At 54.4% G+C, this 14,757-nt stretch carries 12 protein-coding genes; 2 read left to right on the forward strand and 10 right to left on the reverse strand.

Translation table 11 applies throughout. The features are described from left to right. Positions 1-18: 18 nt before the first annotated feature. Positions 19-996, reverse strand: coding sequence for a Gfo/Idh/MocA family oxidoreductase (locus tag MKZ15_RS21895; protein WP_339818139.1), 978 nt, complete (start codon positions 994-996; stop codon positions 19-21). Positions 997-1,176: 180 nt separating this feature from the next. On the opposite strand from MKZ15_RS21895, the gene MKZ15_RS21900 reads away from it, so the two are divergent. Further along, the gene (locus MKZ15_RS21900; RefSeq protein WP_213622261.1) at positions 1,177-1,827 is read left to right on the forward strand and encodes a nitroreductase family protein; all 651 of its coding nucleotides are present in this window, start codon (positions 1,177-1,179) and stop codon (positions 1,825-1,827) included. 272 nt (positions 1,828-2,099) lie between these two features. After that, positions 2,100-3,476, forward strand: a complete 1,377-nt coding sequence (gene gdhA / locus MKZ15_RS21905; protein WP_339818143.1) for an NADP-specific glutamate dehydrogenase — start codon at positions 2,100-2,102, stop codon at positions 3,474-3,476. Positions 3,477-3,550: 74 nt separating this feature from the next. Here the strand turns inward: gdhA and MKZ15_RS21910 are convergent, their stop codons facing one another. The 9 genes from MKZ15_RS21910 to MKZ15_RS21950 form a co-directional block, all read right to left on the reverse strand. After that, positions 3,551-4,729 carry an NAD(P)/FAD-dependent oxidoreductase gene (locus tag MKZ15_RS21910; protein WP_193417049.1) on the reverse strand — a complete coding sequence of 393 codons (1,179 nt, stop codon included), beginning with the start codon at positions 4,727-4,729 and terminating at the stop codon, positions 3,551-3,553. A gap of 15 nt (positions 4,730-4,744) precedes the next feature. Continuing rightward, positions 4,745-5,185 (reverse strand): DUF1641 domain-containing protein, encoded by a 441-nt coding sequence (locus MKZ15_RS21915; protein WP_339818146.1) that lies wholly within the window; start codon positions 5,183-5,185, stop codon positions 4,745-4,747. 218 nt (positions 5,186-5,403) lie between these two features. Then, on the reverse strand, positions 5,404-6,303 hold the full coding sequence (locus tag MKZ15_RS21920; protein WP_339818149.1) for a LysR family transcriptional regulator: 900 nt from the start codon (positions 6,301-6,303) through the stop codon (positions 5,404-5,406). A gap of 343 nt (positions 6,304-6,646) precedes the next feature. After that, complete coding sequence (cydC, locus tag MKZ15_RS21925; protein ID WP_339818152.1) at positions 6,647-8,392, reverse strand: thiol reductant ABC exporter subunit CydC; 1,746 nt, start codon at positions 8,390-8,392, stop codon at positions 6,647-6,649. Then, positions 8,389-10,125: a thiol reductant ABC exporter subunit CydD gene (gene cydD, locus MKZ15_RS21930; RefSeq protein WP_339818154.1), complete on the reverse strand. Its 1,737-nt coding sequence runs from the start codon at positions 10,123-10,125 to the stop codon at positions 8,389-8,391. Before cydD ends, cydC begins: the two co-directional genes overlap by 4 nt. Next, complete coding sequence (gene cydB, locus MKZ15_RS21935) at positions 10,125-11,141, reverse strand: cytochrome d ubiquinol oxidase subunit II (RefSeq protein WP_213622266.1); 1,017 nt, start codon at positions 11,139-11,141, stop codon at positions 10,125-10,127. The genes cydD and cydB overlap by 1 nt, the downstream gene beginning before the upstream one ends. Further along, positions 11,128-12,534, reverse strand: coding sequence for a cytochrome ubiquinol oxidase subunit I (locus tag MKZ15_RS21940; RefSeq protein WP_339822548.1), 1,407 nt, complete (start codon positions 12,532-12,534; stop codon positions 11,128-11,130). Before MKZ15_RS21940 ends, cydB begins: the two co-directional genes overlap by 14 nt. A gap of 151 nt (positions 12,535-12,685) precedes the next feature. Continuing rightward, positions 12,686-13,099, reverse strand: coding sequence for a nitrous oxide-stimulated promoter family protein (locus tag MKZ15_RS21945; protein ID WP_155604872.1), 414 nt, complete (start codon positions 13,097-13,099; stop codon positions 12,686-12,688). Then, entirely contained in the window at positions 13,089-14,756 is a 1,668-nt protein-coding gene (locus MKZ15_RS21950; protein WP_339818158.1) for a hypothetical protein, read from the reverse strand. Before MKZ15_RS21950 ends, MKZ15_RS21945 begins: the two co-directional genes overlap by 11 nt. Between the last annotated feature and the right edge of the window lies 1 nt (position 14,757).

Below are 14,757 nucleotides of genomic sequence, written 5' to 3' on the forward strand. Positions count from 1 at the left end.
TTAGTTCAAATTTTCTTTTTACTCGTGAATAGATACGGGATTCCCCGTCCGAGCCGACTCCAAGGCGGCGCAGGTGATCCGCTGAGTTTTCACGGCATCGGCATAATCAGACAAGATCCGCGAGGTGTCGCCGGTACGCAGGCCATGGATAAACGCCTCGGTCTCAGCTACATAGGGATTATCCTGTCCGGTGTAGGCCGTCTTGGTTCCCGGGAGATGGATCTCCAACCGCTCTGGGCTCCAGGCCAGAATGCCAGAATCCGTATATAGATGCAGCCCTACTTCGGATACGCCCCCCGGTAAGATGCAGGTATTGGAGATCGTGGCCACCGCCCCGCTTTGAAGTTTCATCGTGACGGTACCGACGTCCGGCACGGTCACGTTATCAAAGTGTTCCTGTACAACGCGATTCCCATAGGCGGCATAAACCTCCGTAACCTCTCCAGCTGTATAGCGAAGCAGGTCAACGATATGGGTCGTCTGCTCCACGAACTGCCCGCCTGAGCCCTCTTGGCTTCGCCACCAGGCCACCTGCGGCATATCGCCCATCCATGCTCCCAGCGCCATACCAATCGTCCGGCCCTCCAGCGATTCCTTTAACCTGCGTATCGATTCTTTATAACGAAAATGATAGCCTACCGCGTGGACGAGCGGCTTTTGCTCTAAACGCGCAAGAATTCCCTGAGGTGTGGCCAGGTCCGCAGCAAGCGGCTTTTCCACGAAGAAGGGAATGCCTCGTTCGATCAACTCGGCTTCGATGTCTCCGTGCGCCATAGGCGGGATACAAAGATAGACGGCATCCAGCTTCTGCGAGTCCAGCATATCCGTTAAACTGCCAAATCCGATCGCCCCCGGATAACGGTCGGCGAGGGCCTGCGCTTTGGTTGCCGTCGTTCCGGTAACGGCCGTCACCCGGACGCCGTCCATTCCTGCCAATATGTCACCATGCACCTTGCTAAACCAACCCGTACCTACGATTCCGATCTGCAATGTCATGTGAAACCTCCCTGGAAATAAATTTCAAAGTCGATGAACTACCTCTTTAAGATAATGGTTATCCTAACTAACCACAAGTTTCGAATCCTTCATTCACTTCTAACTGTACTTGTGTTTATAACAGTTGAGAATTATACTGATCACATGAAGAATGAAATATAGAAAGGGTGGAGCCTGAAAATGAGCACGCTCAATCAAGTTGATTTAAATGATTTTTATACCGTACTGCAGGAAAGACATTCCGTTCGCGTTTACGACCCATCCGTGAAAATTTCCAAGGAAGAGCTGAAGGAAATCGTAGAGCTATCCTTGTCCGCTCCGTCCTCATCCAATCTGCAACCTTGGCGTTTTCTGATTATCGATGAGCCTGAGCTGAAGCAAAAGCTGCTCCCGATCGCCAACAATCAGCAGCAGGTCGTTGATTCCGCGGCCGTGATTGCCGTACTGGGCGATCTCCAATCCTACGAGCGCGCCGAGGAAATCTACGCCGAGGCCGTTAAGCTTGGCGCCATGACGGAAGAGATCAAAACCAATTTTGTCGAGCGTCTGCACAAAGGTTATGGCGGCATGGGCCCGGAACGATTGCACCAAATCAACTTACTGGACGCCGGATTGGTGTCGATGCAGTTGATGCTGATCGCCAAAGCCAAAGGCTACGATACGGTTCCAATGGGCGGATATAACGCCGAAAAATTCGTTGAAGCTTTCGAGGTCCCGGAAACCTTGAAACCGATCCTGCTGATCGCGATCGGCAAAGCGGCAAAAGCGGCTCATCCAACGCCACGCCTTTCGGTAGATCAAGTCGTGAATTGGAACTCTTTCCAGAAATAATCAGGATGACCCAAAACGGCCAGTACCGCATCCATCGACCTTGCGGAACCGGCCGTTTTTTCGTCTGAACCCCCGCTTCCCCGGGCATAATACTCCTGGATCATCTGGCCGCAAGGCCGTCCATCCGCTCCAGTTCATCTCATGCGATCATCAACTTGATCTCAAATTAGCTTTGTTAATAGCTTACATCAATATTACAATAGAGGTCATAAATATCGTGAAATGGTGAACGTACTCATCCGATAATACACACAAGAAAGGTGGAGTGGACAATGGCTTTAACACAGCAGCGCGAAGCAGGCCTGGAGGCAGCTCGCAATTATGTAAATCAGGTATATGAAACCGTCCAACAACGGAATCCGGGGGAGCTTGAGTTTCACCAAGCCATCAAAGAAATCCTCGACTCCTTGGTACCCGTATTCGCTAAACATCCGAAATATCAGGAGCAAGGGATTCTCGAGCGGATCGTCGAACCGGAGAGAATGGTCAGCTTCCGCGTACCTTGGGTTGATGATCAAGGCAAAGTACAGGTAAACCGCGGTTTCCGGGTACAGTTCAACAGTGCAATTGGTCCGTACAAAGGAGGCCTCCGCTTCCATCCGTCCGTGAATGCCAGCATTATCAAATTCCTCGGGTTCGAGCAAATTTTCAAGAACTCCCTGACGGGTCAGCCGATTGGCGGCGGTAAAGGTGGATCCGACTTCGATCCGAAAGGCAAATCCGACCTTGAAGTGATGCGTTTTACCCAAAGCTTCATGACGGAGTTGTCCAAATACATCGGCCCAGACACCGACGTACCGGCTGGTGATATCGGCGTTGGTGCCCGCGAGATCGGCTACATGTTCGGCCAATACAAACGGCTGTACGGCAATGAAACCGGCGTATTGACCGGTAAGGGCCTCACCTACGGAGGCAGCTTGACGCGGACCGAAGCTACGGGCTACGGGCTGGTCTATTTCACGAGTGAGATGCTGGCGAGTCGGGGCGATAGCTTCGCAGGGAAAACGGTCGTCGTTTCCGGTTCCGGTAACGTATCGATTTATGCCATCGAGAAAGCGCAGCAGCTTGGCGCCAAAGTCGTCGCCTGCAGCGATTCGAACGGCTATGTGTACGACAAGAACGGCATTGATCTCGAAACGGTGAAACGCTTGAAAGAAGTGGAACGGAAACGGATCAGCGAATACGTAAACGAGCATCCATCTGCGGAGTATGTAGAAGGCTGCCAGAAGATCTGGAGCCTCCCTTGCGACATTGCCCTGCCTTGCGCGACCCAAAACGAAATAAATGAAGCTGCAGCGAAAAAGCTTGTCGCAAATGGCGTCAAATATGTGGCTGAAGGGGCGAACATGCCGTCCACGCTGGAGGCCATCGAGGTTTATCTGAACAACGGCGTATACTTTGGACCAGCCAAAGCTGCCAATGCCGGCGGGGTTGCCGTCTCTGCGTTGGAAATGGCGCAGAACAGCGCTAGACTCGCCTGGACCTTCGAAGAAGTGGATGCCAAGCTCAAGGACATTATGCGCAATATCTACCAAAGCAGCGTGAACGCGGCTGAGGAATTCGGCCATGCCGACAACCTGGTTGTAGGTTCCAATATCGCCGGCTTCCTGAAGGTCGCTAATGCGATGCTGGCTCACGGTATCGTATAAACAATCCAATGAAAACAAAAGAGTCGCCTGAAGGATTCGTCCTTCAGGCGACTCTTTTGTTTATCGACTTGAGTTTAGTAAGCCAAAGCGTCCAGTGCTTTGATATGAGACAAATACCGGATGTTGCTCGCTTCCTTCATCATCGTTGCTGGCAACCCGCGCAGCTGGGTATTGCTCGCACCGATCGTCGCCACGGCGTCTTTGCGTCCCAGAGAGGCCAGCGTACCGGAGTTAACCGGGCTAAACCCGTTCATTTGCTTGCCGTACAGGTACGCGAACAAGTTGTAGCCGATCAGCTCGCCCATTTGCCAAGCGATTTGCGCCGTTGGCGGGTAAGGGCGGCCATCCGCGCCCATGTAAACGGCGCTGTCGCCGGCAACGAACACGTCCGAATGCGAGACGGACTGCAAGAAATCATTGACCGAAGCACGGCCACGGTTCACTTCAAGCCCCGATTCGCCAACGAGCGGATTCCCTTGCACGCCGCCCGTCCAAACGAAGGTGTTTGCCACGATTTTTTGCCCGTCTTTCAAATCGATCGTGTTGCCCTCCACATTGGTTACCGGCAGACCCGTCAAGAACTTCACGCCTCGTTTCTCAAGGCTGGCTGTGGCGCGTTCAATCAATACGTCAGGCAGTACCGGCAAAATCTTCGGTCCCGCCTCCACGAGCATTAGCTTAATGTCGCTTTGATTCACGCCATATTTCTTCGTCAATTCTGGCAGCTTGTCAGCGATTTCCCCAACAAGCTCAACGCCGGTCAATCCGCCGCCGCCGATTACGATAGACGCGTCCGCTTCATTACCGGAAGCAGCATATTCACGAATGCGCGATTCAATATGCTCGTGAATCCGTCTGGCGTCGTCCGCCGATTTCAGAACCATGCTGTACTTCTCCAAGCCCGGAATGCCGAAATAAGCGGTAATGCTGCCCAGACCCACGACAAGAGCGTCATAGGACAAGACGGTGCCGTCGGAGAGTTTCACTTCTTTCTTATCGACCGAAAAATTCTCTACCTTGGCGATCCGCAAATCAATGTCTTTCCCCTTGAACAGCTTCTCCAGCGGCAAAGATACTGCGCGTTCGGAAATACTGCCCGCCGCAAGGCGATGCAGTTCGGTGATGATCTGATGCGTCGGAAATTGGTTGACCACCGTGATCCGAGCTTGTGATTTATCCATGAACTTACGGGCCGACAATGCGCTGAGTACGCCGCCGTAGCCGGCGCCCAAAATTACAATATGTTTTGACATAATCGTATTCCTCCGTTAGTTTTGATGACGGTCCCGTTCACCGGAGACTTGAAGATAAGCGTTCATGAAACGAAGCAGCTTTTGGGTTTGCGGATCCTTCAGCATTTTCATCAACCCAAACACGCCGATCACTTCTTGACTGTCCTCGGCGCGATCCTTCGCTTCGATCACGTTCGCCGCCAGGTGCTTCACTTTACCAACGACCGGCCCGGCAATTTCCGAAATCGCGCCGATGGTGTCGCTCTTCAGGACATCATCCGCAGCCACCCCTTTGGCAAAATCATACGATTTCGTCAAAACCCCTACGAGTTCATTCAATTTCGGAAGTTGCTCTACCAGAGCCGTCAACGATTGCTGTACCTCCGGCTTCAAGAGCTGCTCCAGGAGCTCCTGCTGTCCGCTTGCGTTCGGGGCTGCAGATTGCTCCGCTTTCGTTTCAGTAACTGTTTCTGACATACTCGATTCTCCTTTGCGATAATCTGAGGACTCCCTGCCGAACTTCAGTTCATGCATAGTGTTCCTCCTTTGGATGCCTCTAACCCGTTTCGAGTTAGTGAAAATTTGCACATCTCAACCTTGAACAATCCGAATAAATTGTAACATATTTTCAATAAAAAAGGACCGTGTAAGTGATAAAATTCACGGCCCTTATTGATATCAATTTTCGATGAATTCTAAACTCCATAAGTAGAAGGTAATGTCTCTTTCAAAAAATCGCAAAATAGCTTTTCGGTCGGCGCAAGCTCCCGATTTGCCGGAATGATTACCCCGACGTCCCGGGTCACTTGCGGCTCCATCATTGGCAGCGACACCATCGTGGAGGGAATATGCTCCCCTAATGCGATCTCCGGAAGCAATGTCAAACCTAGCCCGGCGGCCACCAGTCCCTTGATCGCGTCCAGATCGTCCCCTTCAAACGAAACCTTCGGTTGAAAACCCATTTTGTCGCAAGCATCGACCACGATTTCCCGCAGGATAAATCCTTTAGGAAATAAGACGAACACATCCTCCCGCAGGTCATCCAGCCCTACCGAGTCGCGGCCGGCTAATCGATGCCCGGCGGGTAACAGCACCTTGAAATTTTCGCGGAATAACGCCTCGCCTGTCACTTGCAGTTCCCCTTGGGGGACCGGGCCGATCATGGCCAGATTCATCACGCCGCCGCCAACCCAGTCCAGGAGTTCTCGATACGATCCATGCTGCAGTTGAAAATGGACCTCCGGATACCGGCGTCGGAAAGCCGATACAACCGTTGGTACCAGGTTTGCAGCGAGGCTGCTCGGAAAGCCGATTCGCACCGTCCCGCGCTCCGGATCGAGATATTCGTGAATCTCCTGCTGCGCCTGCTCGATTACTTTCATCATCTGTTCCATATGCTGCAGGAACTGCCGCCCAATCGGCGTCAACTTCACCTTGCGGCCTTCATGGACAAACAGATCGACGCCCAGCTCTGCTTCCAGCTTAAAGATCTGCCGGCTGACCGCCGACTGCGACACATGCAGCGCATACGACGCTTCCGTCACATGCTCCAGCTTGGCCGCCTCCATAAAGTATTGGATTTGCCTGAGCTCCATCCCCTCACCCCGTCCGCTGCATTTTGGTTTCTATCCGATAGAGTGCGTGTAAAGCTTACACCTTGTGAAATATATTAAACACCATTATATCGACTCCCCTTCGAAAACGGAAGCACAAAAGGCATATGCGTAAGGAAAATAGGAGGTTTACTGCGTTCTTTTCAACTATTCAGGCCGTACTAGGTCGATTAGGTTGAAATCAACTGCACATTTGCATCTCAATAGGCTCATATGGAGAATTTCACGGAAATGAAATGCACTTTTGCAGTTCAGCCAACCTTGCTGCATAAAAAAACGGCGACGCCGGTTTCCCTAGCATCGCCGCCTACTCTCAGTATGTGTCTTACTCCTCCGGACAATCCAACCGGTACAGATTGCGGTACCGCGGCTCACGAGCCAGCAGCTCCGCATGGCTGCCGCGCATGACGACCCGTCCATGCTCCATGAACACGATCTCGTCCATCCGTTCAGCGCCGACGAGGTGATGCGTTACCCAGATCAGCGACTTGCCTTGCGTCGTGCGGAAGATCGTCGCCAGCAGCTCGCGTTCGGTGCGCGGATCGAGACCGACCGTCGGCTCATCGAGGATGAGCACCGGCGTATCCTGCAGGAGGATCCGCGCCAGGGCCACGCGCTGCCGTTCGCCGCCGGAGAACCGCCGACCCGTTTCACGCATCGGCGTGTTCATCCCCCGCGGCAGCGATGCAACCAGCGGGCCGAGCTGCGCCGCCTGCGCGGCCCGGCCGATCTCCTCGTCCGTCGCCGCCGGACGGCCGAGCCGAATGTTGTTCGCCACCGTCGTGTCGAACAGGTGGGGGCTTTGGTTCAGGACGGAGATCACCTCCGGCATCCGGTCGCCGTAGGCGGCGGCTGGGATACCGTTGATCTGCACCGTCCCGTGGCTAGGGGCAAGCGCGCCTTGGATCAGCTTCAGCAGCGTCGACTTGCCGGCGCCGCTGCGGCCGATCACCATCACCCGCTTGCCCTGCGGAAGATCCAGCGAGACGCCGTCTACCGAATCGGCGTCTTCCGCCGCGTAGGCGAAGCGGACGTCCCGCAGCCGAACGTCAGCGGTGCGCGAGACGGCATCGCCCGCCGCAGCGGGCACCGCATCGCCAGGCGCGCTGACGCTGGCACCCTCGCCCGAGATCCGGGCGAGCCGGTCCAGCGACACGCGGTACTGCGGCGTGCGCTCCACCGCTTCGGACACGGGCAGAAACGCGTCCGACAGCGGGAACACGATCAACACGAACGCCGCGATCAGCGTGGCGTCGATCCGTCCGGCTGCCGTTTCGCCGCCGGCCCAGTATACCATCGAGATCACGACGAGGCCGACGACGAGATGACCGATGAAGCTGCGCCAGCGGGCCCAAGCCCGCAGTTTACGGTCCTTGCGAGCCACCGCAGCCTCATCTTGCTCATACGACGCGAGGAATTCCGCCGTCCGACCGCTGATCACCCAATCGCCGATCCCCATCACGGCATCGGTCAACTTCTGGTACAGCCCGTTCCGCTCGCGCTTAACCTCCTCGTTTGTCCGCCGCGTTAACCGCAATGAGAGGTAAGGAAGCACCGCGACAAGCACGAAAATGTACGCTGCCAACAACAGCGCAAACGCGACGTCGAACACGCCCATGGCAATCACTGCTGCGGCATACAAGATCAGCGCCACAACGCTAGGGAACACAGTGCGGATATACACGTTTTGCAGCTGCTCGATATCATCGGCAAGGGCGCCAAGAATATCCCCCGTCCGAAAACGGGAGCGGATGAACAACGCTTGCGGTTCCAGCACGCGATAGAGGCGCACGCGCATTTTCGCCAAGATTCGCAGCACGGTATCATGACCAACCAGCCGTTCGACATAATGGATCACTGCCCGACTGATTCCGAACGTGCGCACGCCGACGATCGGTACATATACAAGCAATATATTATAAGGCTGCATCGCCGACTTGGAGATCAAGAAGCCGGAAGTAAACATCAGCATCCCGGCAGAAAGCAGCGTGAGCACGCCCAGAATAAGATATAAGCTAAACCTACCGCGATACCATCGAAAATAGGGCCGAATCCAGGATTCCTGCTTCATACGATCTCCCCCCGCTGCGCCGATGCCAACCGATAATACGCTCCCCGCTTGGCCATCAGCTCGGTATGCGTCCCCGCTTCCGCCACTCGGCCCTGCTCCATCACCACGATGCGGTCCATTTCACGCATCCAGTGCAGCCGATGGGTCGCGAGGAGGACCAACTTCCCCTCAAACAGAGGCAGCATCGTATTCTTAAGTTCATATTCCGTCTCGATATCCAAATGCGCCGTAGGTTCGTCGAGCAGAATGATAGGCCGCCGGCTGAGCAAGGCCCGGGCGAGCGCCACGCGCTGTTCCTGGCCGCCGCTCAACGGCCGGCCGCCGCCGCCAATAAGCTCGTTGAGCCCGCCCGGCAAGCCGCGAATGAGCCCGTCCAATCCGGCCGCCGTTGCCGCGCGCTCCACCTCTTCCCGCGTCGCTTCCGGCGCGTTAAAGCGGATATTGTCCGCCAATGATCCGCTGAAAATATACGGGTTCTGAGGGATATAAGTGATCTGCTCCCGCCAGCCCGACGACGTCAAATCGCCCAGCTCCGTTCCGTTCAGCGCGAACCGGCCCGAGGTCGGCCGCAAGAAGCCGCCGAGCACGTCGATCAACGTTGATTTACCGGCACCACTCTCGCCGATAATCCCAATGGTGCCCATGCCGCCCAGCGTCAGGTTCACCTCCGTCAACGACGGATGGGCTTCCTCCTCGTGGATCACCCCAACCCCACGCAAACTCAGCGTGCTCTCCGGTGTCCAGGTCCAGACCGTTTCCGCCGGAACCGGCGCGGCCTTAGCCGCCTCTTCGTCCACCGCGGCGATGATCTCATTCATCGCTTCCCCGGCGGCTTTGCCGTCCTGCGTCGCGTGGAAATCGGCACCGACCATCCGCACCGGCAAGAAATATTCCGGCGCCAGAATCAGCACGGTTAATGCCGGTAGCAGCACCATATCGCCATCAACCAACCGCAGTCCCAAGCTGACTGCCACCGAAGCGACCGATAACATCGTAATGAAATCCAAGGCAAATGAGGACAAGAATGCCACCCGCAGCGTTCGCATCGTTGCCGACCGATAGGAGTCGCTAACCCGCTCGATCGAAGTCACATGCGCTTTGCTGCGCCCTAAGAATTTCAACGTTTCCAGCCCGCGCAGCGAATCAACGAAATGATTCGATAAGGTGCGATAGGATTTCAACTGACGTTCGGTTTGCTTGCGCGCCGCAAGCCCGATCAGGATCATAAAGGCGATTAGGATCGGCATTGTCAGCGTCAGAATAATCCCGGAAGCCAGATCCAACTTGTAAACATAGGCCAAAATCAGAACCGGCGTTAAACCCGTTGCCAGCATGCGCGGAATAAACAACTCCAGATAATTACGATATTTCGTCACGCCTTCCAAGACGAGAGTTACCAAATTTCCGGTTCCTTCCGTTCCGGCAAACCGCGGCCCCAACTGGAACAACTTCTCCAGTACCCGCTCCCGCAGGGTACGACCCGTCTCCTCGGCAAAAGCGTACGCCGTTCTCTGCTGCAGCATGCCACAGACCTGCCGCACGATAAAAGCAAGCAGGAACAAACCGGCCCCGCCGGCTTGCTCCTGCAGCTTGGCCCCGGCAAACAGAGCGGAGACGATCTCCGCCAACCATTTGGCCTGCCAGATGATTGCAAAGCTTTGAACCAGGGTCAGCAAGGCCATGAACCCCATGACCTGCTTGATCCCCGTGATTTTCATTAATCCGCGTCCCATTAATATTCCAAATGCTCCTTCTCGTGTACGCGTTTATGGAAGACGAAATAACTCCAAATTTGATAACCCAGCACGAACGGTAGCAGGCTTAACGCCACGATGGTCATGACCTTCAGGGAGTAGTGCCCGGAGGCCGCGTTATCGATCGTTAAGGAGAAGGCATCGCTGATCGAGCTGACCATGACCCGTGGGAACAAGCCGACAAATACCGCAGCGATCGACAACACGATCATCGCGCCCGTCATCCCAAACGCCCAGCCGTCTCTTTGTTTACGGATGAACCAGCCAGCCAGCACGAAGGCGGCGACGCCCAGGACCGCTACTAAGCTGATCAACACACCGCGCACTTCAAACACGTCGGTTTCGAAGTACGTCATCACGCCGAAGATCACAAACAGGGCGGCGAGCGGAATGAGCAGCTTATGAGCTAGCTTGCGGGCCCGTTCCTGCAAGCTCCCGGTTGTCCGCAAGGAAGCGAATAGCAGCCCATGCACGAGGCAAAGCATCACGACCGTAATGCCGCCAACCAAGGTATACAGGTTAACCATATCGAACAATCCGGCTTTCATTTCCATGTCTTCGCCGATCGGCAACCCTTTCAGCAAGCCGGAGAATACGACGCCCAGCAGGAACGGAGGCAGCAGGCTTCCGATGAAAACCGCCCAGTCCCAAGTCCCCTTCCATTTCCCGCTATCCACTTTACCGCGGAACTCAAAGGCAACGCCCCGCGCAATCAAGGCAAGCAGCAATACGACCAGCGGAGTATAATATCCGCTAAACAAAGTGGCGTACCAGTTCGGGAAAGCGGCAAACATTGCGCCGCCGGCCGTCAACAGCCAAACCTCGTTCGCATCCCAGAACGGTCCGATCGAATTGATCAGGACGCGTCGTTCCATATCATTTTTAGCCAAAAACTTGGTACTCATCCCCACCCCGAAGTCAAAACCTTCCAGGAAGAAGAAACCGATAAACAACACCGCGACAAGGACAAACCAGAGCTCATTAAGAGACAGCATGATATCCCTCCTTACCGAATGGATCCGCCGAATGATCCGCGCCGTCTCCCGTTTCGTCATTCGGTCCCTTCTTGATGACTTTCACGAACAGGTAAACCAACACGGCACCGAGCACCGAATAGATCGCTGTAAAGGCTATCAGCGAGAACAGGATCTGTCCGCCCGTTACGCTTGGCGAAACGCTGTCTTTCGTCTGCATTAGCCCAAATACCGTCCACGGCTGACGTCCGAATTCCGTCATGATCCAGCCGGAAGTGTTCGCGATAAACGGCAATGAAATCGACCACAACATAAAGCGGTAAAACCAGGTGTTCGGATTATCGAGCTTTTTGCGCCAAGCCAGATACGCGCCGTACAACCCAAGCACGATCATCAAGCAGCCGGCGGCGATCATGATCCGGAAGCTCCAGAAGGTCGTCCGAACAGGGGGAATGTAGTCCCCAGGACCGTAAGCTTGCTCGTATTCGGCTTGCAGCTCGTGCATGCCTTTGACCTCGCCGGAGAACTTGCTGTAGGACAGGAAGCTCAGCAGGTAAGGAATTTTGATTTCAAAATTGTTCTTGCCATCGTTCGAATCGATATGGGCATACAACGTCCAAGGCGCAGGGTCGCCCGACTTGCCCCAAAGGCCTTCAGAGGCGGCCATTTTCATCGGCTGCGTCTTGACCAAATATTGCGCTTGTTGGTGACCGAACAACGCCGTCCCAAACGAAGCGATCAATGCGACGATGATGCCGATCGTAAACGATTTTTTGAAGAAGGCGGTATCCTGACGTCTTAACATTTTATACGCACTGACCCCGGCGATCAGGAAAGCCCCAGTGGCAAAAGCGCCCAGAACCGTGTGCGGGAACTCCACCAGCAATTGTCCATTGGTGACCAATGCGAAGAAATCGTTCATCTCCGCACGTCCATTATTCACCTCAAAACCGACCGGATGCTGCATAAACGAGTTGGCGGCCAGAATCCAAAGCGCCGAAACCGTCGTTCCCAAAGCGACCAGCCAGATGCACAGCAGATGGACCTTCTTGGATAAACGGTCCCAACCGAAAATCCAAAGTCCGATAAACGTCGATTCCATAAAGAAAGCAAACAGCGCTTCGATCGCCAGCGGCGCACCGAAAACGTCCCCGACGAACCGGGAATAATCCGACCAGTTCATGCCGAACTGGAATTCCTGAAGAATCCCCGTCACGACCCCTACCGCAAAATTGATAAGGAACAGTTTCCCCCAGAACTTCGCCATCCGTTTGTATTCTTCTTTCCCCTTGGCAACGTACATGGTTTCCATGATCGCGATGAGCAGCACCAGACCGATGGATACCGGGACGAAGAAGAAATGGAAAATCGTTGTCACTGCAAACTGAAGGCGAGCAAGCACAATCGGATCCAGCATTTCTTTTCCCTACTTTCTAATGATTATTATCTAATGTGAATTCTATCACCGGATGATGAAAACGAACGGACAAAAAATAATAATTTTGTGACAGAAATCACATGAGAAATGTCACAATTGCTATTTTTGCGAAAAAAACCGCATCAGATCAACGTTTTTTGGTAGTTGCTGAATTTTGACATTCCTGTGAAATGGCTTTCTTTTGCCCATCGAGCAGGTGTCTCACCGCTAAAATCGGGTGATGCCATAACATCCGCGGTCCGGCAAAAGCCATCACCCTGCGGATTTGCTCCCGCTGGATGGCCGCATAGCAGTGCACGGGGCATGCCAAGCAGGTTGTCTTGCCTTCCCCGAACCGGCAGCGGTCCAGCCGCTGCTCGGCATATCGGTGAAGCTCGGCGCATTCAGCGCATAAAGAGGTTGCTTCAACACGGGCGGCACGCGGTTGCCGCAGGTCGGCCTGCCCGTTGGCACCGTGCATTTTACGGCAATACAACGCTATCATCAGGGCCACGGTTGTCTTTTCGCGACGAATCCGCGGCCCGCTGGCGTTAGTTGCCATTTGGCGCTCCCTCCTTTTCCGTAACACGCATCCGGAAGGCCATCCTCCAACCCAACCATGCCCCTGCGATCATCAGGACGCCATAGGCAACAACCCCAAATGGAATGATCGTTGCCAGCCAGTGCAGCAAGCCGAACCCGCCCAGCAGCAGCATGAGCCCCATGATGACGAAAGTTTGATTTTGTTGCCCCGCCGCTTCGAACGGCTCCGAGAAAGGGAGACCCTTGCGTAGGGATAGAAAACAAAGTATGGCGAAACATTGCATCGCCAGTCCTGCTACGATCAGGTCCGGCAGAATGGAAACTCCGAACAACACTGCGAATATCGCAGCCTCCACCAAGTACAAGGGCAACATCAACCGGACCAGGCAGGCCTTCAAAGCCCCCTTGTAGATCGGCGCTTCACCGGAAATCGGGGCCGTCTGGTAGATCCAGGCCGCCTTATATCGGCTTGAGTAGCGCAGCATCATGATGATCGTGGGCAGCATGATACCGCTAAAATAAATGAACAAATACATCCGGGTGCCCGATATCCCCTCCAACCCTTGATTCAGCCCATTCGAGAACAAGAAGATAAAGGGAAACACGATCGCAAAGCCCAAGGAAGGGTATACCTTCAACTTAAATTCCCGCTCTGTGCCCATCAATGACCAGGCAAATCGAAAAAATGCGCTTTCCTGCGGCGTAGAGCAAAGAAGATCCGCTATTCGGCGCAGCGCCTTCCCCGAACCCTTCGTGACCTTGGCACTAGGCTCCGCCAGCTTCTGCAGGTTTCGCTCCAGCGCCGGCATCAGCTTCAGGTACAGCAGAAAGGCCGCCAACGGAACAAGGATGGACAATCCCGCCAGCCCGGCATAGCTTAAACCTCCCCCCGGATGCAGCACCGTTTGAAAGGAGGCACCGACCCATACCGGAGGCAGCAGGTACTGCCACCACGCCGGCTTAAAGACAACATCCATAGCCGTAAAATCAAATAGTCGGACCAACACCTGATACCCCACCGCAATGGTGATTGTCATGCCGATCTGCACGTAATTGATCATATCTTTCAGCTTCTCGCCGTCAAAAAAGCGCAAGACAACCAAATATAGCAGCGCGGTCAGCACCACGATCAGCAAGTCCATCAGGATCAGTTCCAGCAGCATCAAGGCAAAGAAACCGATCCCCTGCCGAAACAGTCCGACCACCAGCGGAATAATTGCGATCGCTCCGGTCAGAAAAAACAAATAAATAAAAATATGTACTGTCTTCGCCATCGTAATCGTGCGGCGGTTTACCGGCTTGGTCGCCAGGATACTCCGATCCCGGATGTCCAGCAGCACCGAGGAGAAATCGGAAATCATCGCGGTCATGACCATAAACATCATAATGCCGAACAGGATGCTCATCTGAAACAGCAAATTGTCCCCCATCAATACAAACATCGAGCTGAGTCCGCCAAAAATAACGTATAACCAAAGCGAACGCAAGAACTGATTCCCGTCCTCGGCTTCGGCTTGCTGCTTCTTCCTCGATTTATTCACCATCGTTGGCACTCTTCTAGCGTCCATCGTCAGCTTGACCTGAAGAATTCGTCGCATCACGGGGTAGTCCACGCCCATTTTCACGAATAATCCGCGGAATCGGTCCAACACTCGCAAGCTCTTCATCTCTTCCATA

The organism is Paenibacillus sp. FSL R7-0216 (assembly GCF_037969915.1).
Lineage (GTDB): Bacteria > Bacillota > Bacilli > Paenibacillales > Paenibacillaceae > Fontibacillus > Fontibacillus rhizolycopersici.

Bases quoted from the DNA above. Each gene is read 5' to 3' on its own strand.
- MKZ15_RS21895 (WP_339818139.1), bottom strand. From the start codon at position 996: ATGACATTGCAGATCGGAATCGTAGGTACGGGTTGGTTTAGCAAGGTG.
- cydB (WP_213622266.1), bottom strand. From the start codon at position 11,141: ATGCTGTCTCTTAATGAGCTCTGGTTTGTCCTTGTCGCGGTGTTGTTT.
- MKZ15_RS21910 (WP_193417049.1), bottom strand. From the start codon at position 4,729: ATGTCAAAACATATTGTAATTTTGGGCGCCGGCTACGGCGGCGTACTC.
- cydD (WP_339818154.1), bottom strand. From the start codon at position 10,125: ATGGGACGCGGATTAATGAAAATCACGGGGATCAAGCAGGTCATGGGG.
- cydC (WP_339818152.1), bottom strand. From the start codon at position 8,392: ATGAAGCAGGAATCCTGGATTCGGCCCTATTTTCGATGGTATCGCGGT.
- MKZ15_RS21900 (WP_213622261.1), top strand. From the start codon at position 1,177: ATGAGCACGCTCAATCAAGTTGATTTAAATGATTTTTATACCGTACTG.
- MKZ15_RS21945 (WP_155604872.1), bottom strand. From the start codon at position 13,099: ATGGCAACTAACGCCAGCGGGCCGCGGATTCGTCGCGAAAAGACAACC.
- MKZ15_RS21915 (WP_339818146.1), bottom strand. From the start codon at position 5,185: ATGTCAGAAACAGTTACTGAAACGAAAGCGGAGCAATCTGCAGCCCCG.
- gdhA (WP_339818143.1), top strand. From the start codon at position 2,100: ATGGCTTTAACACAGCAGCGCGAAGCAGGCCTGGAGGCAGCTCGCAAT.
- MKZ15_RS21920 (WP_339818149.1), bottom strand. From the start codon at position 6,303: ATGGAGCTCAGGCAAATCCAATACTTTATGGAGGCGGCCAAGCTGGAG.
- MKZ15_RS21950 (WP_339818158.1), bottom strand. From the start codon at position 14,756: ATGGAAGAGATGAAGAGCTTGCGAGTGTTGGACCGATTCCGCGGATTA.